Source organism: Pseudomonas sp. NPDC089422 (assembly GCF_044749405.1).
GTDB lineage: Bacteria > Pseudomonadota > Gammaproteobacteria > Pseudomonadales > Pseudomonadaceae > Aquipseudomonas.
Genome location: NZ_JBIVHW010000024.1, coordinates 1 through 22462, shown reverse-complemented (window position 1 = coordinate 22462; position 22462 = coordinate 1). Strand labels below are relative to the sequence as shown.

Sequence of the window (22462 nt, the reverse complement as noted above, 5' to 3'; positions counted from 1 at the left end):
CCGAGCGAACAGCAACGCAACGGCGGTGACACCGCCTGGGCGATCCGCAGTGGCGGACGCGGCAAGACGCCGGGGTACCAGAAGCCACTGCTGATCGCTTCCTCCCCGGCCGACATCGCCACCGCCACGCCGCAGAACACCCACCTGCACAGCGGCAAGCACCTGACTGTGAGTACCGGCGAGGATGTCAGCATCGCCAGCGGCAAGTCGTTGCTGGCCAGCGTGGTGCAGAGCATCAGCCTGTTTGCGCAGAGCGCCGGGGCCAAGCTGTTTGCGGCCAAGGGCAAGGTGGAATTGCAGGCGCAGAGCGATGCAATGGAGCTGACAGCCAAACAAGGCATGAAAATCACTTCCACCGCCGAAGGCATCGAAATAGCTGCACAGGAAGGCATCCTGCTCACCAGCGGTGGCGGATACATCCGGATCAAGGACGGCAACATCGAGATTCATGCGCCAGGGACGATTGATATCAAGGGGGCGAAGAAGATGTTCAGCGGGCCGGCGCAGCTCAACCGAGAGAACCCGGCATGGCCTGAATCGTCTGTGACCCAGAGCCTGTCATTTTTTGCCGGCAATACAAATGCGGGCAGCTCTGGCGCTTGGGCTGGTATGCCTTACAAACTTTTTGCTGGCGGCTCAATGATCGGGCAGGGCGTGATGGACAAGACTGGAATGATAGCTGTCGATCACCACCCCACGACAACTGACTATACAGTAGAGCTGGCAAACGGCATCCGCTATGACATACCCGTAGGCGGCCAGTACAAGGGTGAGAATAAAAATGCCGAACTGGCCAACAGCGGGTTTCATCGTCACGAAAGCAAGACTCATCCGGATGTCAATCAGCCCGGAACGCGTAGCGATTTCAGAGACAGCTATGCATCGCTTAACCAGCCAGATTCAGAGGGGAATTAAATGACAGCCTCCAGTTCAATTACTTCTCCGATCGCCACCGGTAAAACAACGTCAGCCACATTGAATCTTCCGTGGTTTTTGCAAAAAACAGAGTATCACCCCGTCCCGGCAACCTTTGAGCCGTTGGTGAATGGCGAGCGCGCGTTTGGTGCGCTGTATGATGCGATCATGGCTGCTACAACAAGCATTGATTATATCTGCTGGGGCTTTCAGCCCTCGATGCATTTCAAGCGCAATGGCAATACGGGCGATTTGTGTATAGGGGATTTGCTGGTAAAAAAAGGGGCTGAGGGCGTAAAGGTCAGGATTCTTTGCTGGTATCTACCGCCAGCACAATTCATGGAAAACCCAACGCCCGGCAACAATTTAATAAGTTATTCTTCTACCGGTAAGCAAAATCGTAATGATGCGCAAGAAGAGTATGATTTGAAGTGGTATGAGCAAGCCCGACTCACTGGTGTGGCTGATCGAAACTCTATACTGAAAGATTCACCCTACTACCTGAAGAATGTAGAGTTTGCGACGCGGGGCTTTGGGGCTATAGAGCGCGTGGAGATTGTTTGGCAGCTTCTCGTGAACGGTGAGGATAAGAACGGTTCAAAACTTAATAAATTCCTGAGCACTGGGGCGATGTCGGCTGCCCCTACCCATCATCAAAAAATGGTGCTCATTGACTATGAAAAGCCTGATAGAGCTATAGGCTTTGTCATGGGGCACAACACGTTAGACGCATACTGGGATAAGGACGATCACAGCTATGCGAGGATGCACGCTCGTTTTGGTAGAAATGGTGCAACGCCGCGGCAGGATATCTCCAGCAAAGTAACAGGGCCGATCCTTGAGCACCTCAATCACAACTTCTGTCAGGCTTGGAAACGTGAAACCGGCGTTGATCTGCTGTCGAAACGTAAAAACAGTGCAGCGAATTTAAAGGTTCGACCCGATGCAGGCACACCTGTCATGGCGCAACTGCTTCGTACGCAGCAGCAGGAAGGTGTGCATGATATCAAGGCGCTTTATCTGAAGGCGACCAATAACGTCACAAATTTCATATACATGGAGAATCAGTATTTCAGATGGGAGCCTGTTGCGACCGCAATAAAAAATGCGGCGCAAAAGCAGCTGGAATGGGGCAGGAACCATGCGAAACATGGAGCCATTTACCTGTTTGTCGTGACTAACTCAAGCGACGAAGGAATGGGTGACGGCTCAATGAACACTCACAGGATGTTGCGCAGCCTGGGGCGTCAAGATGTTATGCCTACCGTCTCAAAGCTTGAGCGAAATGAAAAGCTAGATGAACAACTCAGGCTGGCACGCTCAGAAACGATAAGCGCCAGGCAATCCTTGATGTCACTGAACTATGTTGCGCAACCCCTGGTAGACTCCAACCTCTTGCAAAAGATGAGAAATGAGCGTGAAGCCAAAGTCGCAGCGGCAGAAGCCAGGCAGAAGGAACTCGAGGCGTCGATTGCGACCAAAAAAGATGCAGCCATTGTTCCAGTAGAGATCCCGGGGCTCAAAGTGCACATCTGCACATTGGTCGCTCCTGATTCACCGCCAGATAACTGGATGCCCGTTTATATTCATAGCAAGCTGGCGATAATCGATGATGTATTCACGACGTTAGGCTCCGCCAATATAAACATACGCAGCATGGAGGTCGACAGCGAGCTCAATATATGTCATGAGAGTCCTGCGTTGTCAAAACCTCTTCGCAAGCACCTTTGGGATATACATACGAAGGGGATGGGTGCGCAAGACGATGCAGCGGAAGCCTTTGGTAACTGGCAAGATATTATTGATGAAAATAAACGTCGGAATGAGTTGAATAAAAAACCCTCACTCAGTGAGAAAAAGTCCCCTTGTGCTTCGCTAATAGAGTTTTATCGCGACAGCTCGGCACGTAAAAACTTGGACTAAAATGTATAAGTATATCTATCTTGCGTGTGTTCTTTTCATTGGTTTAATTATGGCTTTCGAGGAGCGTCCAATGCCAACGCAGGCTGATACGTCACACATCTATAACGACCTGGCATTTGAGTGTCGTCGTGAGGCAGATGTCCTTCCTCCATTGAATCGAGACGCAGATGCACTCTATAAGTACGGGCTTTTCCTAGAGCAACAGGAGGGGCCCAAGAATTTTAATGAGATTGCTAAATACTATCGTATTGCCGCATCTCACGGTCACTATAAAGCCTCTACCAATTTGCAGGCGCTTATTTCTCAGGGCTTGGCTAGCTCTCCCGAGCCACAAAGAGAAACGATTGATCTCGTTGAATCCTCTATCGCTCAAGGAATACCTGCTGCCTATTATGATATGGGACATTACCTTGAGATGGGTTATGGCGTTGAACAGGATCGCGATAAAGCGAACGCTTATTTCCGAAAGGCGGCTGACTTAGGAAACCCAGATGCGCAGTTCTACGTTGCCAATTTGCTAGGTCGTGTTACGGGAGGATATGAAGTAATGGTAGCGATGCGGCGTTGCGCCGCGTCTCAAGGGCACGGGCGCGCTGCGGCAGATTTGGCAGGTCTTCTACGTGTAGGGGCTGTGTACAAAGAAGCGGTACAGGCTTATCAGCAAGGCGTTAAAGCAGGAGATGCTGCTTCAGCCAGAAGGCTTGGAAACGCTTTTGATGGTCCACTTTCAGATGACAACCTTTATTATATGGCCCTGGAGCCCGATAAAGAGCGCTCGGTGAGATACCACAAAATAAGTAAATTTTTCGAAGAGAATGAGCAGTTGGGGGTAAAATTGCCAGATATAGACGCTATCGTACCTCTTCCGCCTGCCGAGCTACCTACTTGGGATGGTTCGTTTCAATGGCAGAAAGAGCGTGCGTCGAAAACAAATCCGGTGAAGCCTAGTCAGGACTTGGTTGAGCGTCTAAGTGCAGAGAAACATCTTGATCCAGAAACTGGTCTTCCGCAGAAAACCTGAGCAATGTAACTCGGGTTGACGGAATCAACATGGATTAAAGAGGCGGGCAGAAAATGCCAGGCATTCTATTCTATATATTGATAGCTGTAATTTTGGCGATCCCGCTTTCCGGGGCCTGTTACGCTCCTTTCAAGGTGGTCGTATTCTTGTTCAGCGGGAAACGACCTTTGGATTGTATTCCTAAGTATCAATTTCTTATTTCATTTGTTCTGTCGCTTCCTGGCGCCTATTATGCTATGGTCTTCTTTGCTGTTGGTAAGGGTAAATATGAATTCTGTTTATATCTGTCTATCTATTTGTTTGTGCAAGCCTGTCTGATGCTTATGTTTACATTTAAAGCAAAGGCATCGCCCTCGCAATAATGCACCTTTTTATCACTCGAAATCGTGCTCTGCGTCAGAGCGGTCGCGCGCAAAGGTCGAAGGACGCATTGACCCAAATCATGAATGCGTCCGGGCTGTCAGGTGCCTGGCCGAAGAAACTCAGCGCCTGTGAGATCGAGCGCCGCCCGCGCGGCGCATCGCGAGCAAGCTCGCTCACATTTGTTTCTCAACCGTTTCGTGATGCGGGTCTCACTCTGCTCAGGTTTCAAAGCTCGCCTCCAAGCCAACCATGAACTAGCCTCCGTACCGGCCAAATTCATGGCCATTCAACCCCCACGGACGATCATCACGGAGCTCCCCATGGAAGGCATCCCGCAAACCCAATTCACCTCCAGCAACCTCAAGCCGAAATGGCAGGAGCGTTTCGCCTTCTTCGATCGGCACGGCAGTCCGAGCAGCGCCGCCTACAAGGCAGCCCTGAAAGCCGCGCCTGTCGGTAAAAGGCTACTGATCGCAATGAACTTCATCGCCTTCTTCTTCGGCCCGATCTACTTGTTTGTGCTGGGCCTGTGGAAAAAGAACTTCTCCCTGCTGGGTATCATCGTGGCCATCACCGTGGTGATCGAGATTTTCCAGAATGTCACCGGCATCGTCATGCCGCGGGCGCTGGATAACGGGCTCAACGTGATGTTCAACGTGATGTACGGTGTCCTCACCAATTATGCCTATTACCTGAAGCAGACCACGGGCAAGCAAGGTTGGAACCCGTTCGAGGGCATGCGTTTCATCTGAGGTTACCGATCATTTGGGATAGAGCGGCGGCAGGCTGCCGCTCTCGCCCGCAGGCAACAACACCTGCTCCGCCGGTGGAATCGTGCCAATCGCCCGCCACAGATCCTCTCCCTGCCAATACTGCCCACTCTCGCTATACAACGCCCCATTCAACCCATCCAGCGCATCCGACAGCGGCACGAACCGCGCCGCCATTTCGGCCAGGGTCTCCGGCTGCTGCCGTGCCCAGGCATCGAGCGCCTGGCGGGTGGCCTGGGGGTCGTTGGCCTGGCATGCGCGTTTGAGGTCGTCCAGCAGGGTGCGCGGGCTCGGGCCGTTCTGCGCGGCACGCAGCACCGCCGGTTGCGAGCGGGCGCGCCACCACAGGGCGAAGCCCAGCACCGTGGTCAGGGCGAACAGCAGGGTGGCGAGCTGCCAGGGCCAGAGCAGGTGGCTGGCGCCGCTGCTGTCGCCGGCTGGGGAGTCGGCGCTCAGCGCCGGGTTGTCCAGCACGTCCAGGGTGCGGGCAGGCAGGCTGCTGTGTTCCAGATGGTCTTCGCGGGTGTTCCACCAGGTGACTTCCAGTGCCGGCAAGGCCAGGTTGCCGCTGTGGGTCGGCACCAGGGCTTCGCGTTCTTCGCGGTTGGCCGTCATGCCGCGTTCGCTGATCTCGTTGCGCAGCACCGGTTGGTCGGGGTAGCGGCGCAGGCCGACGATTTCGGTGGCGGGCAGCTGCGGCAGCTGGGTGCTCGACAGGCCCTCGGCGCGCAGGGTGATGCTGCGCGTGAGGGAGTCGCCGATCTGTGGCTGCTGGCTGGCCGGGTCGGGATTCCAGTGTTCTTCCAGGGTCAGGCTGCGTGCCGGCAGCCAGGGCACGTCGGCCGGCCAGGCGGCGGGGATGGGGCGTACGGCCAGGCGCAGCGGCAACGAACTGACCTGCACCTGGCGGCCTGCCCGGGTGGTGCCGGCGGGTTGCTGAGCGTTGTCGGCGGCGGTGGCGGTGAAGGTCAGCGGTGGGATGTCCAGGTCGCCGCTTTGCTGCGGGTACACCGCGTAGCGGGTTTCGATCACCCCGTGGCGCACACCGTTGATTTCTTTCTCGTAGGTGCGCGACTCACCCAGCGGCTCGACCTTGGCGTTTTCCAGCTGCAGCGGGCTCAGGCTGCTGTCGTCGTACAGCGAAACCGAATGGTAGATGCGCAGGGTCAGCACGGCCTGGGCCTGGACGTACACCTCGTTGCTGTCCAGGGTGGCTTCGACGAACACCTGCGAGGCGATCTCCGGGCGACTAGCGTCGGCCTGCAGCACTTGCAGGTCGATGGCCTGGCTGTGCGACTGGCCCAACTGCAGTTCGGGGATGCGCAAGCTGCCGCTGCGCCGTGGCAGCAGGGTGATGATCCAGCGGGTGCTGGCGCGGGTTTCGCCGTCGAGGGTGTGCAGGCTGTTCAGCTGGCGCGTGCCGCGCACTTCGAAGTCGCTGTCCAGGGCGTGCAGGTCGGGCTTGCCGAACTGCGTCACGTCCTGGCTTTCGAGGGTCAGTTCGAGGGTTTCGCCGGCTTCCAGGCGCGTGCGGTCGACGCTGGCCTGCAGCGTGGGTAGGGCCTGGGCCATGACGGCCCACAACAGGCTGAGTAGAAAGACGCCGAAGCGACTCATCGTGATTTTTCCTGATGCAATTGCTGTTCATACCAGAATTTGCGCCGCAACAGCTCCGCCGGGTTGTCGGGGATCTCGCGCAGCCATTGTTCCAGGGCCTGGCGTTGTTCGGCATCGAGGCTGGTCGACACCGGGCGCTGCGGCGGCTGGGTGATGCTGTCGTCATCGCCGCCCTGGTTGCCAGGCGCCGCCTGGCTGTTGTTGCTGCCTTCACCGGGTTGTTCGGCGTTGGCCTGTTCTTCACTGCCGGGCGTGCCTTGGGTGGGGCTGCTGGCCGAGCTGCTGTTGCCTTCGGTTTCGCTGCCGGGGGTGCCTTGGGCATCGCTGTTGGCCGGCTGTTCTTCGGACTGGGCCTCGCGTTGCTGCAGCAACTGTTGCACCAGCGCCTGGTTGGCCAGTGCCGGCTGCAGGTCGGGCTGGCGCTCCAGGGCCTGTTCGTAGGCATCCAGGGCGGCTTCCAGTTCGCCGCTGTGGGCCAGGGCATTGCCTCGATTGTAGTGGGCTGCGGCGCTGTCGCCCTGGGCGAAGGCCTCGGCGGCGCCGGCATAGTCGCCGGCCTGGTACAGCGCCATGCCGCGCCATTGCGGGTCCTGGAAGTGCCGGGCGGCGTCCGCCGGGCGCTGTTTGCGCAGCAGCATCTGGCCCTGTTGATCGGGGCGCAGCCACAGGTCGTTGAACTCGAAGGCCTGGCTGGGTTGCGGCAGGGCCAGCAGCAGCGGCAGGCAGAACAGCCAGCCGCGGCGCCCGGCACAGGCGGCCAGCAGCAACAGCGGCAGCAGCAGCCAGTAGCCTTGGTCGGCCCAGCTGTCCAGTTGCAGGGTCTGGCCGGCATCGTGCAGGCGGCGCGGGTTGTCGAACAGACCAAGGCCGCGCAGGTCGAGGTCGTCGATGCGGGCATGGCGGTAGCGCCCGCCGGTGCCACTGATGAAGGCCTTGAGGCTGGCGCTGTCGAGCCGCGGCAGGAGGATGCCACCCTGGTCATCCTTGAGGAATTCGCCATTGGCCTGGCGCACCGGCGCGCCGTCGCCGGTGCCGATGCCGAGCATCAGCAGGCTCGGGCCCTGGCGGCCGAGGGCCTGGGTGATGCCCTGGCGCTCCGGCGCGCTCAGCGCCGAGCCGACCAGTAGCAGGCGACCCTGGCCGAGGCCGCTCTGGGCCAGCAGGGCCAGGCCCTTTTGTACGGCCAGGTCGGCGCGCTGGCCGGGCTTGGGCATGATTGATGGGTCGATAGCTTCCAGCAGGTTGCGCGTGGTGCCCAGGTCATCCGACAGCGGCACCAGGGTGTGCGCACTGCCGGCATAGACGACCAGCGCGGTCTGGCTGTCGTTGCGGTGCTCGAGCAGGTCGAGGATCTTGCGCCGGGCCTGCTCCAGGCGGTTGGGCGCAACGTCCTCGGCGAGCATCTGCGGGGTCAGTTCGAGCAGGATCACCAGCGGGTCGGTCGGGCGCTGGCGGGTTTCCTCCAGGCGCTGCCAGCTCGGCCCGAGCAGGGCCAGCACCACCAGCAGCCAGGCCAGGCCCAGGGCCACCCAGGGCAGCTTGCTGTTGCTGCCGCTGCCGCCGCCAAGCAGCACCGGCTGGAACGCCGGCGGCAGAATCATCTGCCAGCGCCCGGCGCGCTTGCGCCGATGCCACAGCTTGAACAGCAGCCAGCCGAGCAGGGGCACGACCAGCAGCCAGAGCGGGCGCAGCCATTGTGGCCAGAGATCGATCATCGGCGTTTCCTCAGGCGCAGGCGTTTCAGGCGCTGGCGCCATTCCGGATGGGGCTGCAGGAAACGCGGTTTGCGCAGCACCTTGTGCAGCAGGTTGTCGGGCCATTGCACCGCCACCACCAGCAACACGCTGAGCAGCAGGGCCAAGGCCAGCGGCCAGGCATACAGGGCTTTGGCCGTGCGCGCCTGGGTCGGTTGCTGGGCCACCGGCTCGAGCTGGTCGAGGGTGTCGCCGATGGCGTTCAGCTCATTGCCGTCATGGGCGCGGAAGTAGGCACCGTGGGTGATGTCGGCTATTTCCTTGAGCGACGCTTCGTCGAGGTCCAGGCTCGGGTTCAGGCCAAGCAGGCCGGGGGTGCCACTGGCCTCAGGGTTGGCGCCGATGCCGATGGTGTAGATGCGCACGCCTTCCTGGGCGGCCAGTCGGGCGGCGGTCAGCGGGTGGATCTGCCCGCCGTTGTTGGCGCCATCGGTGACCAGTACCAGCACCCGGCTTTGTGCCGGGCGCTGGCGCAGGCGCTTGACCGCCAGGCCGATGGCGTCACCGATGGCGGTGTTCTTGCCGGCGATGCCGATCTGCGCCTCGTCGAGGAAGGTGCGCACGGTGCGCCGGTCGAACGTCAGCGGGGCTTGCAGGTAGGCTTGGCTGCCGAACAGGATCAGGCCGACCCGGTCGCCTTCGCGATCCTGCAAGAAGTCGCCGAGCAGTGCCTTGACCAGGTCGAGGCGGCTGATGTCTTCGTCCTTCCACTGCATGTCGGGGAAGTCCATCGAGCCTGACACATCCACCGCCACCAGCAGGTCGCGACCACTGGCGGCCACCGGCACCGGCTCACCGAGCCATTGCGGGCGCGCAGCGGCCAGCAGCAGCAACAGCCAGATCAGTACATAGGGCGCCTGCTGACGCAGGGTCGGCAGGTTCAGGCGTGCGCGGCGCCCGGCCAGGCCTTCCAGCTCGTCGAGGAAGCCGACCTTGAGCACCGGCTCGCCGCTGTCGGCGGCGGGCAGCAGCAGGCGCGCCAGCCACGGCAGCGGCAGCAGCACGAAGATCCACGGCCAGGCCAGTTCAAACATGCTTGCGAATCCAGGTTTCGACCGCCTGGCTGAGCCCGACGATGGCCTTGTCGTCGAGCTTGCACTCAGGCTTGTAGGCGCCTTCGACCAGTACCATCCAGCGGGTCAGGCCGGCGGCCGGGCAGCGGTTGTCGAGAAAGGCCAGCCACTGGCGGCCGTTCAAGGTATGGCTGTTGGCGCCGGGGTAGTGGTTGCGGCACAGGCGCTTGAGCAGGGCGTTGATCTGCTGCAGCCAGGCGCCGGCCGGTGCGCCGTCGTAGGGGCGCGGCAGGCGGGCGAGTTCGGCCAGGGCTTCCAGGCGCACCGGGTCGAGCGGCAGTTCGGCGCGCACCACCGGGCGCTTGCCGGGGCGCCACCGGCGCAACCGCCACAGGCCCCAGACCAGCAGCGGCAGCAGCGCCAGCAACAGCCACCAGCCCGGTGCCGGTGGCCACAGGCCGATTGCCGGCGGTGCGATCAGCGGTTGCAACTGGTCCAGCGGGTTCATTGAGCACTCCCAGGTCGCTGGGCGTTCAGGTACTCGCGCAGTTGTTCGATCATCTCACTCTGCGTGCTGAGCGGCATCAGCAGCACGCGCAGCTTCTGCGCCATCAGTTCCCAGCGCTCGATGCGCGCTTCGGCCTGTTGACGGTAGGCCTGGCGCAGGTTGGCGTCCAGGGTGTCGAGCTCCAGCTGTGAGCCGCGCTGGGCGAAGCGCAGCAGGCCGGCGGCGGGCAGGGCGTGGTCGAGCGGGTCGGACACCGGCATCAGCAACAGGTCGCAATGGCGCGAGAGCATGGCCAGGTGTTGCTCGGCCTGGGCGCTGAGCGAGCGTTCGTCGCAGATGACGATGGCCAGGCTGCCGGGGCGCAACACTTCACGGGCACGGCGCAGGGCCAGGCCGAGGCTGTCGGCCTGCGGCGCGGCTTCGGTGTGCAGGGCCTGGTTGACCTTGGCCAGGCGGTTGAGCAGCTGCAGCAGGCTCTGCTTGCTGCGCCGGGGTTTGATTTCGTGGTGCTCGTTGTCGCCGAACACCAGCCCGCCGATGCGGTCGTTGTGGCCCAGCGCGGCCCAGCCGAACAGCGCGGCAGCCTCGGCGGCGAGCACCGACTTGAACATCAGCCCCGAACCGAAGAACAGGCGCTGGCTCTGCTCAACGAGGATGAAGATCGGCCGTTCGCGTTCTTCGTGGAACAGTTTGGTGTGCGGCTCCTGGGTGCGTGCGGTGACGCGCCAGTCGATGTTGCGCACATCGTCACCGGCCTGGTAAACGCGCACCTGGTCGAAGTCCACGCCGCGCCCGCGCAGCTTGGAATGGTGCAGGCCGACCAGCGGACTGCGCTGGCCAGGGCGGGAAAACAGCTGGATCTCGCGCACCCGGTGGCGCATGTCGATCAGTTCGGCGAGGCCGATGCGGATGCCGGGTTCGGCCTGCTGCGTGGTGGGCATGGGTCAGGCGACGGCCACGACGTCGAGGATGCGCTGGACCACGCGGTCCTGGTCGATCCCCGCCGCTTCGGCTTCGAACGACAGGATGATGCGGTGGCGCAGCACATCGAACAGCACCGCCTGGATGTCTTCGGGGCTGACGAAGTCGCGCCCGGCCAGCCAGGCATGGGCACGCGCGCAGCGGTCGAGGGCGATCGAGCCACGCGGGCTGGCGCCATAGGCGATCCAGTCGGCCAGCTCGGCGTCGAACTTGGCCGGGGTGCGGGTGGCCATCACCAGCTGCACCAGGTATTCCTCCACCGCGTCGGCCATGTACAGGCCGAGGATCTCCTTGCGCGCGGCAAAGATCGCCTGCTGGCTGACCCGGCGCTCGGGCTTCACTTCGCCGCCCAGTGCTTCGCCACGGGCCTGGGCGAGGATGCGGCGTTCCACGGCGGCATCGGGGAAGCCGATCTTCACGTGCATCAGGAAGCGGTCGAGCTGGGCCTCGGGCAGCGGGTAGGTGCCTTCCTGCTCGATCGGGTTTTGCGTGGCCATCACCAGGAACAGCGGCGACAGGTCGTAGGTGCTGCGGCCTACGCTGACCTGGCGCTCGGCCATGGCTTCGAGCAGCGCCGACTGCACTTTGGCCGGGGCGCGGTTGATTTCGTCGGCCAGCACCAGGTTGTGGAAGATCGGCCCCTGCTGGAACACGAAGCTGCCGGTTTCCGGGCGATAGATCTCGGTACCGGTGATGTCGGCCGGGAGCAGGTCGGGGGTGAACTGGATGCGATGGAACTGTGCCTCGATGCCTTCGGCCAGCTCTTTGATGGCCTTGGTCTTGGCCAGGCCGGGCGCACCTTCGACCAGCATGTGGCCGTCGGCCAGCAACACGATCAACAGCCGCTCGACCAGCTTCTCCTGGCCTAGGATCTGGGAGGAAAGAAAGGTGCGTAGCGCGATCAGCGCTTCACGGTGTTCCATCGGCGGCGGTTCCTGGGTTTGCGCCAGGTCGCGAGCGACCTGGCAGGGGGTGATACTTTAATCTATCCAGGGGGGCGCCGACCAATGAAGGCCGGGATTTTTATCGCTGCCACGGTCGCTGCAGGGCACGCCCGCGCGCTTTTCGGGTCAGTTCTTCGCGGTAGAGTGCTTGCGCCCCTGGTCGCACAGGGCGAACACCACCACCAGCACCCCGGCAATCGCCAGGATCAGCGCCACGCCATCGGTGGAATGGGTCGCCGATCCGGCCACCAGGGCCAAGCCGCCCAGCGGCGCCAGGCCACCGGCTACCGCGGTGCCGATCTCGCGGCCGGTGCCAAAGCCCGACGAGCGTGTCTGGGTCGGGAACTGGCGGCTGAGGAACGACCCCTGCGGGGCGAACATCATGGGCGCGAGGATGCCAGTACCGATCGCGATGGCGATATAGATCTGCGTGGGTTCTCCGGTGCTCAACAGTTGCAGGAAAGGGTAGGCGAACAGTGCCGACAGGACCCCGCCGAGCATCAGCACGGTCTTGCTGCTCCAGCGGTCGCACAGCCAGCCGAAGAATGGCACGGTGAAGATCGCCACGAGGCTGGCGATGGTCACCGACAGCGAGGTCACATGCGCCTCCACGCCCTTGAACTGGGTCAGGTAGGCCAGCGAGAAGGTCTTGAAGATGTAGCTCAGGGCGTTATAGCCGATGGCCACGAAGAACACCACGGCGAGGCCTTTGAGGTCGTTCCTGAACAGCAGCTTCAGCGGCGACACCTGTGCCTTGTCGGCCTTGTCCAGCTCCTTGAAGTCCGGTGTCTCGGGGATGCTCTTGCGCACCCACAGGCCGATCGCCACCAGGGCGATGCTGGCAATGAACGGGATGCGCCAGCCGCCGGCCAGGAGGAACTCGTTGCCATTCATGGTCAGCAGGTACACCGTCAGCGACGACAGCAGCAGCCCCAGGTTGAGCCCCAGCGCGGGCCAGGCGCCCTGGCTGCCGCGCTTGCCTTCGCTGGCATGTTCGTAGGAAGTGACTGCTGCGCCGGACAGTTCGGCACCGGCGCCCAGGCCCTGGATGATGCGGATCACCACCAGCAGGATCGGTGCCCAGATGCCGATGCTGGCATAGCCTGGAATCAGCCCGATCAGCGCCGTGCACACGCCCATCATGCAGAAGGTGATCACCAGCACGTGCTTGCGCCCGAAACGGTCGCCCAGGTAACCGAACAGGATGCCGCCGAAAGGGCGCGCGATGAAGCCGATGGCGAAGGTGGAGAAGGCCAGCAGCGAAGCCACCGCCGGGTTGCTGGCATCGAAGAAGATCTTCGAGAACACGATCGCTGCCATGGTCGCGTAGAGGTAGAAGTCGTACCACTCCAGCATCGAGCCGAAGATGGTCGCCGCCGCCACCTTGCGCAGGCGCTTGCGTTGCTGTTGCGGGGTCTCGTGCGCGGCCGGGGCCGCCTCATGTACCGACATGGGGGTTCCTTATTGTCCTTGTAGTTGTATAGGTGCAGCAGGTTTCAGCGGGCCTTGAGGATCTTCTCGGCGATCATCTGGCCGATCGGAATGGCCGAGGTGGCAGCCGGCGACGGGGCATTGCAGACATGCACCATGCGCGGGGTCTCGGCGAACAGGAAGTCATGCACCAGGGTGCCGTCGCGCATCACTGCCTGGGCGCGAATGCCTGCTTCATAAGGCAGCAGGTCCGCCACTTCCAGTGATGGGCAGTACTTGCGGCACTGCTCCAGGTAACCGCGCTTGAACAGCGAGTTCTTCATCTCGGTGGTGCCGGAGCCGAGGTTGTTCCAAATGGTTCTCCAGAAGCCCGGGAAGCTGGCGTACGCGGCCACGTCGCGCCAGTTGACCGAGAACTTGCGGTAGTTCTCGCGGCCGAAACCGAGCACGGCGTTCGGGCCGACAGTGACGCTGCCGTCGATCATGCGCGTCAGGTGCACGCCGAGGAACGGCAGCTCCGGGTCGGGAATCGGGTAGATCAGGTGGTTGACGATCTGGTTCTTGCTGGCCGGCAGGCGGTAGTACTCGCCGCGGAAGGGGATGATCTGGTGGTCGATCTTCACCCCCGCCAGGCGCGCCAGGCGGTCGGACTGCAGGCCGGCGCAGGCCACCAGCTGGCGCGCGCGCCAGGTGTGGCTGTCGGTGCCGACGGCGACATGGTCGGCATGTTCCTGGATGGCACGCACATTGGTGGACAGGTGCACCTCGCCGCCAGCCTGGCGGATCACCTTGGCCATGGCGTCGCACACCTGGGTGTAGTCGACGATGCCGGTGGCATCGAGGAACAGCGCGCCTTTGCCGACGATGTTCGGTTCACGCTCAGCCAGCGCGGCGGCGTCCAGGCGCTCGACCTTCAGGCCGTTCTGCTGCGAGCGCTCGTACAGGGCCTGCATGCGCTGCACTTCCAGGTCGTTGGAGGCCACCAGCAGTTTGCCGCAGACCTCGAAGGCGATGCCGTGCTCGCTGCAAAAGTCCTTGGTGGCCTGGGCGCCGCGCTTGCACAGTTCGGCCTTGAGGCTGCCCGGTGCGTAGTAGATGCCCGCATGGATCACGCCACTGTTGTGGCCAGTCTGGTGGCGGCCGAGGCTGGCTTCCTTCTCCAGGATCAGCAGGGATGCGCCCGGGCGCTGTTCGAGCAGGGCCATCGCAGTGGCGAGGCCGACGATGCCGCCGCCGATGATGCAGTAGTCGTAGGTCATGCAGGGGTACCTTGGTGTTCTTGTCGGTGGATCTGCTTATCAGGTTGTCAGACTAAGTAGTGCGTAAAAAGGCCCACGTCAGGCCGCGTCGGTTTCTCCGGGGTCAGTCGAGGGTGGGGAGGTCGATCTTCAGGCGCTTGGCCGAGGCGCGCAGGTGGGCTTCGGCACAGGCAGCCGCCGCCTGACGGTCGCCATCGGCGATGGCCTGGTACAGCGCCTGGTGCTCGCGACTGGCATCGGCCGAACCGCCCACCGAGTGGGCGGCGGAGTTTTCCCAGGCGGTGCGCCGGGCGCTGGCAAGCTGGCCGCCGAGGAAGTCGTGGAAGGCCACGAAGTAATCGTTCTTGCTGGCTTCGACAATCGCCCGGTGGAAGGCCACGTCGGCGGCCGAGGCAGTGGCGAAGTCGCTACGTTTGTCGAGCATTTCCTGCAGGGCCTTGGCCATGTGGGCCAGGTCCTGCTCGTCGCGGCGGCGGGCGGCGATGGCGGCGGCCTGGGTCTCGATCCACAGGCGCATTTCGAACATCTGCACCAGGTCCGGCTTGCGGCCATTGCTGCCGGGGAAGCGGAACACGGTGCCGGCGGGGGTTTGCGAGATGTAGGAACCGAGCCCGCGACGGGCAATCAGCACGCCGTCGGCCTTGAGTTGCGCCACGGCCTCACGTACCACCGAGCGGCTGACGTTCAGCTGTTCGGCCAGTTGCTGTTCGGTGGGCAGGCGCGATTCGGCGGCCAGGCGGCCGGAGTCGATTTCGGCGCGGATGGCGCTGACGACCCGGTCTACCAGGGTGTCGGGGCGCTGGAGCTCTAGCATGGAAACGGTTGCCTAGTTATCAGGTTGTCAGACAATGCCTGTTCTGAGATGGGGTTGTCAATGTGGCGTTTGCCGATAAGAGGTGTGTCGCCTGTGAGATCGAGCGCCGCCCGCGCGGCGCAGGCAAGCCTGCTCCTACATCTGTTTCGGGCCAGTGAGTCCTGTGGCACAGGCGCGCGTACCCCTTGGCGTATGGCTCGATATCGCGTCTTACAAACAAGGGCGCGCGCGCCAATACCTCAGGAATAACTGGCCCGAAACAGATGTAGGAGCAGGCTTGCCTGCGATGCGCCGCGCGGGCGGCGCTCGATCTCACAGGCGCTGCAAATCCATCGGCATGCGCCCTGCAGCCACAAAGTACTCAAAGCTCGCTGACGAAGGTGCCAGTGCCATCGAGTATGTTTTTCAGAGTCAGCGCCACTTCCTCAAGGTCGGTCCCCGCCGAAGTCAGCACGATCTCCAGCGCCTCATCCCCTTTCAGCGCATCCCGGTCCCCAGCCGCCACCTCGATCAGCAGGCGCTGTGCACTCAAGGTCACCTTCAACCCGTCCAGTGTCGACGGCTCGTCATCCAGGGTCAGGTCGACGGTGTCTTCATCCGGATAACGGGTCAGCAGAAACATCTGCCCCTTGTCGCTGTGGCAGCACAGGGTCGCCATGTTGTCTTCCTCGTCATCGCAAGGGGTGGCGAACAGCACGGCGGTGTGGATTTGCATGGCTACGACTCGGGTCAAGGGAATTGATAGGGAATTCTGACAGCCTTGCACACATCCATAAACGTAAAGTTGCCAGCCCTTGACCGAAATTGTCGCAGCCTCGCAAGCGGCAATGACCGCTCAGTCGTTAAGCTTCGGCGAGCCCTGAACGTGCCTGCCACGTTCAACGTCTGGTTTTTACCGTCCGGCTTGCCATGGGTTGGCTATCGTTGATCCCTAACATGGCGGACGTGCGCGACGCTTCAACTATTACAAAGCCCAAGCGGAGTACCACAGATGGCGTTCTTCACCGCAGCCAGCAAAGCCGACTTCCAGCATCAACTGCAAGCGGCCCTGGCGCAGCACATCAGCGAACAGTCCCTGCCACAAGTGGCGCTATTCGCCGAGCAGTTCTTCGGCATCATCTCTCTGGACGAACTTACCCAGCGCCGGCTTTCGGACCTGGCCGGCTGCACCCTGTCGGCGTGGCGCATCATCGAGCGCTTCGACCCCGAGTACCCGCAAGTGCGGGTGTACAACCCCGATTACGAACGCAATGGCTGGCAATCGACCCACACCGTGGTCGAAGTGCTGCACCACGACCTGCCGTTCCTGGTCGACTCGGTGCGCACCGAGCTCAACCGCCGCGGCTACAGCATCCACACCCTGCAGACCACGGTGCTGAGCGTGCGCCGGGGCGCCAAGGGCGAACTGCTCGAACTGCTGCCCAAGGGCACCCAGGGCGAGGGCGTGCGCCACGAATCGCTGATGTACCTGGAGATTGACCGCTGCGCCAACGCCGCCGAACTCACCGTGCTGACGCGCGAGATCGAGCAGGTACTGGCCGAAGTGCGCGTGGCGGTGGCCGATTTCGAGCCGATGAAAGCCAAGCTGCGCGAAGTCGTCGCCGAAGTGGAGAACACCGCCTACGGCCCGGCCCAGCATGAAAAGGGCGAGGTCAAGGCCTTCCTCGAATGGCTGCTGGACAACCACTTCACCTTCCTCGGCTATGAAGAGTTCACCGTCCAGGCCGACAGCGACGGTGGCCAGATGGTCTACGACGAACAGTCGTTCCTTGGCCTGCCGCGCCGCCTGCGGGTAGGCCTGACGGCGGAAGAACTGCGCATCGAAGACTACGCCGTGGCCTACCTCAACGAGCCGCTGCTGCTGTCGTTCGCCAAGGCTGCGCTGCCCAGTCGCGTGCATCGCCCGGCCTACCCGGACTATGTGTCGATCCGCCAGCTGGATGCCGATGGCAAGGTCATCAAGGAACACCGCTTCATGGGCCTTTACACCTCGTCGGTGTACGGCGAGAGCGTGCATGCCATCCCTTACATCCGCGTGAAGGTCGCCGAAGTCGAGCGCCGTTCCGGCTTCGACCCGAAGGCGCACCTGGGCAAGGAACTGGCCCAGGTACTCGAAGTGCTGCCGCGCGATGACCTGTTCCAGACCCCGATCGACGAGCTGTTCAACACCGTGATGTCGATCGTGCAGATCCAGGAGCGCAACAAGATTCGCGTGTTCCTGCGCAAGGATCCGTACGGGCGCTTCTGCTACGGCCTGGCCTACGTGCCGCGCGAGATCTACTCCACCGAAGTGCGGCAGAAGATCCAGCAGGTGCTGATGGAGCGCCTGAAGGCCAGCGACTGCGAGTTCTGGACCTTCTTCTCCGAATCGGTGCTGGCGCGTGTGCAGCTGATCCTGCGGGTCGACCCGAAGAACCGCATCGACATCGACCCGCAGCAACTGGAAAACGAAGTGATCCAGGCCTGCCGCTCGTGGCATGACGACTACTCGGCGCTGGTCATCGAGAACTTTGGCGAAGCCCAGGGCACCAACATCCTCGGCGACTTCCCCAAAGGCTTCCCGGCGGGCTACCGCGAGCGCTTCCCGGCGCATTCGGCGGTGGTCGACCTGCAGCACGTGGTGGCGTTGTCCGAGAGCAAGCCGCTGGCGATGAGTTTCTACCAGCCCCTGACCCGCCTGGGCGACCGCCTGCTGCATTGCAAGCTGTACCACGCCGACACTCCGCTGGCGCTGTCGGATGTGCTGCCGATCCTGGAAAACCTCGGCCTGCGCGTGCTCGGCGAGTTCCCTTACCGCCTGCGCCACGCCAGCGGCCGTGAGTTCTGGATCCACGACTTCGCCTTCACCTACAGCGAAGGCCTGAACCTGGACATCCAGCAGCTCAACGACACGCTGCAGGATGCCTTCATCCACATCGTCAAGGGCGACGCCGAGAACGATGCCTTCAACCGCCTGGTGCTCACTGCCGGCCTGCCATGGCGTGACGTGGCGCTGCTGCGTGCCTATGCCCGCTACCTCAAGCAGATCCGCCTGGGCTTCGACCTCGGCTACATCGCCAGCACCCTGAACAACCACACCGATATCGCCCGCGAGCTGACCCGGTTGTTCAAGACCCGCTTCTACCTGGCGCGCAAACTCACCAACGAAGACCTCGACGACAAGCAGCAGCGCCTGGAACAGGCGATCCTCACGGCCCTGGACGAGGTCCAGGTGCTCAACGAGGACCGCATCCTGCGCCGCTACCTGGACCTGATCAAGGCCACCCTGCGCACCAACTTCTACCAGCCGGATGCCAACGGCCAGAACAAGTCGTACTTCAGCTTCAAGTTCAACCCCAAGCTGATTCCCGAGCTGCCCAAGCCGGTGCCGAAGTTCGAGATCTTCGTCTATTCGCCACGTGTCGAGGGCGTGCACCTGCGTTTCGGCAATGTCGCCCGCGGCGGCCTGCGCTGGTCGGACCGCGAGGAAGACTTCCGCACCGAAGTACTCGGCCTGGTGAAAGCCCAGCAGGTGAAGAACTCGGTGATCGTGCCGGTCGGCGCCAAGGGCGGTTTCCTGCCGCGCCGGCTGCCGTTGGGCGGCACCCGCGACGAGATCGCCGCCGAGGGCGTGGCCTGCTACCGCATCTTCATCTCCGGCCTGCTCGACATCACCGACAACCTCAAGGACGGTGGCGTGGTGCCGCCGGCCAACGTGGTGCGTCACGATGACGACGACCCATACCTGGTGGTGGCGGCCGACAAGGGCACCGCGACCTTCTCCGACATCGCCAACGGCATTGCCATCGACTACGGCTTCTGGCTCGGCGATGCGTTCGCCTCGGGTGGCTCGGCCGGTTACGACCACAAGAAGATGGGCATCACCGCCCGTGGCGCCTGGGTCGGCGTGCAACGCCACTTCCGCGAGCGTGGCATCAATGTGCAGCAGGACCCGATCACCGTGATCGGCGTCGGCGACATGGCTGGCGACGTGTTCGGCAACGGCCTGCTGATGTCCGACAAGCTGCAACTGGTGGCAGCGTTCAACCACCTGCACATCTTCATCGACCCGAACCCGGACCCGGCCACCAGCTTCGTCGAGCGCAAGCGCCTGTTCGACCTGCCGCGTTCGGCCTGGAGCGACTACGACACCAGCATCATGTCCGAAGGCGGCGGGATTTTCCCGCGCAGTGCCAAGAGCATCGCCATCAGCCCGCAGATGAAGGAACGCTTTGCCATCGAGGCCGATCGCCTGACCCCGACCGAGCTGCTGCATGCGCTGCTCAAGGCACCGGTCGACCTGCTGTGGAACGGCGGTATCGGCACCTACGTCAAGGCCAGCAGCGAAAGCCACGCCGATGTCGGCGACAAGGCCAACGACGCCCTGCGGGTCAACGGCAACGAGCTGCGCTGCAAAGTGGTGGGCGAGGGCGGCAACCTCGGCATGACCCAGCTCGGCCGTGTCGAGTTCGGCCTGCACGGCGGCGCCACCAACACCGACTTCATCGACAACGCCGGTGGCGTTGACTGCTCCGACCACGAGGTCAACATCAAGATCCTGCTCAACGAAGTGGTGCAGGGTGGCGACATGACCGAGAAGCAGCGCAACCAGCTGCTCGGCAGCATGACCGACGAAGTCGCCGGCCTGGTGCTGGGCAACAACTACAAGCAGACCCAGGCGCTGTCGCTGGCCGCCCGCCGCGCCCGCGAGCGGATCGCCGAATACAAGCGCCTGATGGCCGACCTCGAAGGCCGTGGCAAGCTGGACCGGGCCATCGAGTTCCTGCCGTCCGAGGAGCAGCTGGCCGAGCGCCTGGCCGCCGGCCAGGGCCTGACCCGCGCCGAGCTGTCGGTGCTGATCTCGTACAGCAAGATCGACCTCAAAGAGCAGTTGCTCAAGTCGCTGGTGCCGGACGACGACTACCTGACCCGTGACATGGAAACCGCTTTCCCGCCGTCGCTGGTCAGCAAGTTCGCCGACGCCATGCGCCGTCACCGCCTCAAGCGCGAAATCGTCAGCACCCAGATCGCCAACGATCTGGTCAACAACATGGGCATCACCTTCGTCCAGCGCCTGAAGGAGTCGACCGGCATGAGCCCGGCCAACGTCGCCGGTGCCTATGTGATCGTGCGCGACATCTTCCACCTGCCGCACTGGTTCCGCCAGATCGAGGCGTTGGACTACCAGGTGTCGGCGGAAATCCAGCTCACCCTGATGGACGAGCTGATGCGCCTGGGCCGCCGCGCCACCCGCTGGTTCCTGCGCAGCCGGCGCAACGAGCAGGATGCCGGGCGTGACACCGCGCACTTCGGGCCGAAGATCGCCCAGCTGGGGCTCAAGCTTGATGAGCTGCTGGAAGGTCCGACCCGCGAGCGCTGGATGGTGCGCTACCAGAGCTTCGTCGACGCTGGCGTGCCGGAGTTGCTGGCGCGCATGGTTGCCGGTACCACCCACCTGTACACCCTGCTGCCGATCATCGAGGCCTCGGACGTGACCGGCCATGACCCGGCGCAGGTGGCCAAGGCGTTCTTCGCCGTGGGCAGTGCGCTGGACCTGACCTGGTACCTGCAGGAAATCAGCAACCTGCCGGTGGAAAACAACTGGCAGGCCCTGGCCCGCGAGGCGTTCCGCGACGATATCGACCTGCAGCAGCGGGCGATCACCATCTCGGTTCTGCAGATGGCTGATGCCCCGGACGACATGGACGCCCGTGTGGCGCTGTGGGCCGAGCAGCACCGGGTGATGGTCGAGCGCTGGCGCGCCATGCTCGACGACTTGCGCAACGCCACCGGCACCGACTATGCGATGTACGCGGTGGCCAACCGCGAGCTGGTCGACCTGGCGCTGAGTGGGCAGGCGGCGGTGGTGCCGTCCTGAGTCAGGTACTGAGGTAAAAGAAAGCCCCGGCAGCGATGCCGGGGCTTTTTTATGTGTACTGGCCCTTGTGGGAGCGGTGTCTACTTGAATCTGCGCTCCACGCCTTTCTCGACCAGGATCTTCGCCGAAATCTCTTCTACCGAGAAATGCGTGGAGTTGATGTTGGGAATGTTCTCGCGGCGGAACAGGTTCTCCACCTCGCGCACCTCGAATTCGCACTGGGCAAAGCTCGAATAGCGGCTGTTGGGCTTGCGCTCGTGGCGGATGGCGGTCAGGCGGTCGGGGTCGATGGTCAGGCCGAACAGCTTGCTATGGTGCTTTTTCAGCACCGCCGGCAACTGCAGGCGCTCCATGTCGTCCTCGGTCAGTGGGTAGTTGGCGGCGCGGATACCGAACTGCATGGCCATGTACAGGCAGGTCGGGGTCTTGCCGCAACGCGACACGCCGACCAGGATCAGGTCGGCCTTGTCGTAGTAGTGGGTGCGCGCGCCGTCATCGTTGTCCAGGGCGAAGTTCACCGCCTCGATGCGTTCCATGTAGTTGGAATTGCCACCAATCGAGTGCGATTTACCCACGGAATACGACGAATGGGCAGTCAGTTCCTGCTCGAGCGGGGATAAAAACGAAGAAAAGATGTCGATCATGAAGCCGTTCGACGTTGCCAGGATCTCACGGATGTCCTGGTTCACGATGGTGTCGAAGATGATCGGCCGCATGCCGTCGCGCTCGGCGGCAGCGTTGATCTGCTGCACCATGGTCCGCGCTTTTTCCGGGCTGTCGATGTACGGGCGGGTGAATTTATTGAACGGAATGCTTTCGAATTGAGCGAGCAGGCTCTGGCCCAGCGTTTCGGCGGTAATGCCGGTGCCATCGGAGATGAAGAACGCGGTTCGTTTCATTTGCGATCTGGGCCTTAAGCTGATGACGTTTCTTGGATATGATAAGTTCGGTTTGCCGAATGCGGCTGTCAGCATTCTGCCATATTTTGCGAACCTGTTTTCCAGGTACAGGCCACAAGCGTCCGGCCCAGTCAACGAAGGCAGGCGGGCGCCCTTGAGCTTTTCCAATACAGTTAGTGGAGAGATCACCTTGGTAGAGTACGTAGTTTCCCTCGATAAGCTCGGCGTCCACGATGTGGAGCATGTGGGGGGCAAGAACGCATCCCTGGGCGAGATGATCAGTAACCTCGCTGGTGCCGGCGTTTCGGTGCCGGGCGGCTTTGCCACTACGGCTCAGGCGTACCGTGACTTTCTCGAACAGAGTGGCCTGAACGACCAGATCCATGCGGCCCT

The 22462-nt window shown here is 62.4% G+C and carries 17 protein-coding genes; 6 read left to right on the top strand and 11 right to left on the bottom strand.

What is annotated here, in order from left to right; translation table 11 throughout:
- The 4 genes from ACIPZ8_RS27585 to ACIPZ8_RS27570 all read left to right on the top strand — a co-directional run.
- On the top strand, nucleotides 1-915 hold a 915-nt coding region (locus tag ACIPZ8_RS27585; RefSeq protein WP_400730223.1), incomplete at its 5' end, for a DUF2345 domain-containing protein.
- The gene (locus ACIPZ8_RS27580; RefSeq protein ID WP_400730220.1) at nucleotides 916-2838 is read left to right on the top strand and encodes a phosphatidylserine/phosphatidylglycerophosphate/cardiolipin synthase family protein; all 1923 of its coding nucleotides are present in this window, start codon (nucleotides 916-918) and stop codon (nucleotides 2836-2838) included.
- Nucleotide 2839: 1 nt separating this feature from the next.
- On the top strand, nucleotides 2840-3859 hold the full coding sequence (locus ACIPZ8_RS27575) for a DUF6396 domain-containing protein (protein WP_400730217.1): 1020 nt from the start codon (nucleotides 2840-2842) through the stop codon (nucleotides 3857-3859).
- A 683-nt stretch (nucleotides 3860-4542) separates the two neighbouring features.
- Nucleotides 4543-4974 carry a DUF2628 domain-containing protein gene (locus ACIPZ8_RS27570; RefSeq protein ID WP_400730226.1) on the top strand — a complete coding sequence of 144 codons (432 nt, stop codon included), beginning with the start codon at nucleotides 4543-4545 and terminating at the stop codon, nucleotides 4972-4974.
- Between the two features lie 9 nt (nucleotides 4975-4983).
- Here the strand turns inward: ACIPZ8_RS27570 and ACIPZ8_RS27565 are convergent, their stop codons facing one another.
- The 10 genes from ACIPZ8_RS27565 to ACIPZ8_RS27520 all read right to left on the bottom strand — a co-directional run bounded on the left by ACIPZ8_RS27565 (nucleotide 4984) and on the right by ACIPZ8_RS27520 (nucleotide 16028).
- Nucleotides 4984-6609 carry a BatD family protein gene (locus tag ACIPZ8_RS27565; RefSeq protein WP_400730215.1) on the bottom strand — a complete coding sequence of 542 codons (1626 nt, stop codon included), beginning with the start codon at nucleotides 6607-6609 and terminating at the stop codon, nucleotides 4984-4986.
- Nucleotides 6606-8324 carry a tetratricopeptide repeat protein gene (locus tag ACIPZ8_RS27560; RefSeq protein ID WP_400730212.1) on the bottom strand — a complete coding sequence of 573 codons (1719 nt, stop codon included), beginning with the start codon at nucleotides 8322-8324 and terminating at the stop codon, nucleotides 6606-6608. The genes ACIPZ8_RS27565 and ACIPZ8_RS27560 overlap by 4 nt, the downstream gene beginning before the upstream one ends.
- Complete coding sequence (locus tag ACIPZ8_RS27555; RefSeq protein ID WP_294334509.1) at nucleotides 8321-9397, bottom strand: VWA domain-containing protein; 1077 nt, start codon at nucleotides 9395-9397, stop codon at nucleotides 8321-8323. Before ACIPZ8_RS27555 ends, ACIPZ8_RS27560 begins: the two co-directional genes overlap by 4 nt.
- Entirely contained in the window at nucleotides 9390-9884 is a 495-nt protein-coding gene (locus ACIPZ8_RS27550; protein WP_027919336.1) for a DUF4381 domain-containing protein, read from the bottom strand. The genes ACIPZ8_RS27555 and ACIPZ8_RS27550 overlap by 8 nt, the downstream gene beginning before the upstream one ends.
- Nucleotides 9881-10825 (bottom strand): DUF58 domain-containing protein, encoded by a 945-nt coding sequence (locus ACIPZ8_RS27545; RefSeq protein WP_400730208.1) that lies wholly within the window; start codon nucleotides 10823-10825, stop codon nucleotides 9881-9883. Before ACIPZ8_RS27545 ends, ACIPZ8_RS27550 begins: the two co-directional genes overlap by 4 nt.
- A 3-nt stretch (nucleotides 10826-10828) precedes the next feature.
- The gene (locus ACIPZ8_RS27540; protein ID WP_027919334.1) at nucleotides 10829-11788 is read right to left on the bottom strand and encodes a MoxR family ATPase; all 960 of its coding nucleotides are present in this window, start codon (nucleotides 11786-11788) and stop codon (nucleotides 10829-10831) included.
- Nucleotides 11789-11935: 147 nt separating this feature from the next.
- Complete coding sequence (locus tag ACIPZ8_RS27535; RefSeq protein WP_400730206.1) at nucleotides 11936-13261, bottom strand: MFS transporter; 1326 nt, start codon at nucleotides 13259-13261, stop codon at nucleotides 11936-11938.
- A 44-nt stretch (nucleotides 13262-13305) separates the two neighbouring features.
- Entirely contained in the window at nucleotides 13306-14499 is a 1194-nt protein-coding gene (gene lhgO, locus ACIPZ8_RS27530; RefSeq protein WP_400730203.1) for an L-2-hydroxyglutarate oxidase, read from the bottom strand.
- 103 nt (nucleotides 14500-14602) lie between these two features.
- Nucleotides 14603-15313: a FadR/GntR family transcriptional regulator gene (locus tag ACIPZ8_RS27525; RefSeq protein ID WP_400730201.1), complete on the bottom strand. Its 711-nt coding sequence runs from the start codon at nucleotides 15311-15313 to the stop codon at nucleotides 14603-14605.
- Between the two features lie 361 nt (nucleotides 15314-15674).
- A complete protein-coding gene (locus tag ACIPZ8_RS27520) occupies nucleotides 15675-16028 on the bottom strand; it encodes a hypothetical protein (RefSeq protein ID WP_400730198.1) in 354 nt (117 codons plus the stop codon).
- A 276-nt stretch (nucleotides 16029-16304) separates the two neighbouring features.
- On the opposite strand from ACIPZ8_RS27520, the gene ACIPZ8_RS27515 reads away from it, so the two are divergent.
- Nucleotides 16305-21170: an NAD-glutamate dehydrogenase gene (locus ACIPZ8_RS27515; protein ID WP_400730196.1), complete on the top strand. Its 4866-nt coding sequence runs from the start codon at nucleotides 16305-16307 to the stop codon at nucleotides 21168-21170.
- An 80-nt stretch (nucleotides 21171-21250) separates the two neighbouring features.
- Here the strand turns inward: ACIPZ8_RS27515 and ACIPZ8_RS27510 are convergent, their stop codons facing one another.
- Nucleotides 21251-22069, bottom strand: a complete 819-nt coding sequence (locus ACIPZ8_RS27510; RefSeq protein ID WP_054885785.1) for a pyruvate, water dikinase regulatory protein — start codon at nucleotides 22067-22069, stop codon at nucleotides 21251-21253.
- Nucleotides 22070-22259: 190 nt separating this feature from the next.
- Between ACIPZ8_RS27510 and ACIPZ8_RS27505 the strand changes: the two genes are divergently transcribed.
- Nucleotides 22260-22462, top strand: a 203-nt coding sequence (locus ACIPZ8_RS27505; RefSeq protein WP_400730192.1) for a PEP/pyruvate-binding domain-containing protein, incomplete at its 3' end; no start/stop codon positions are given.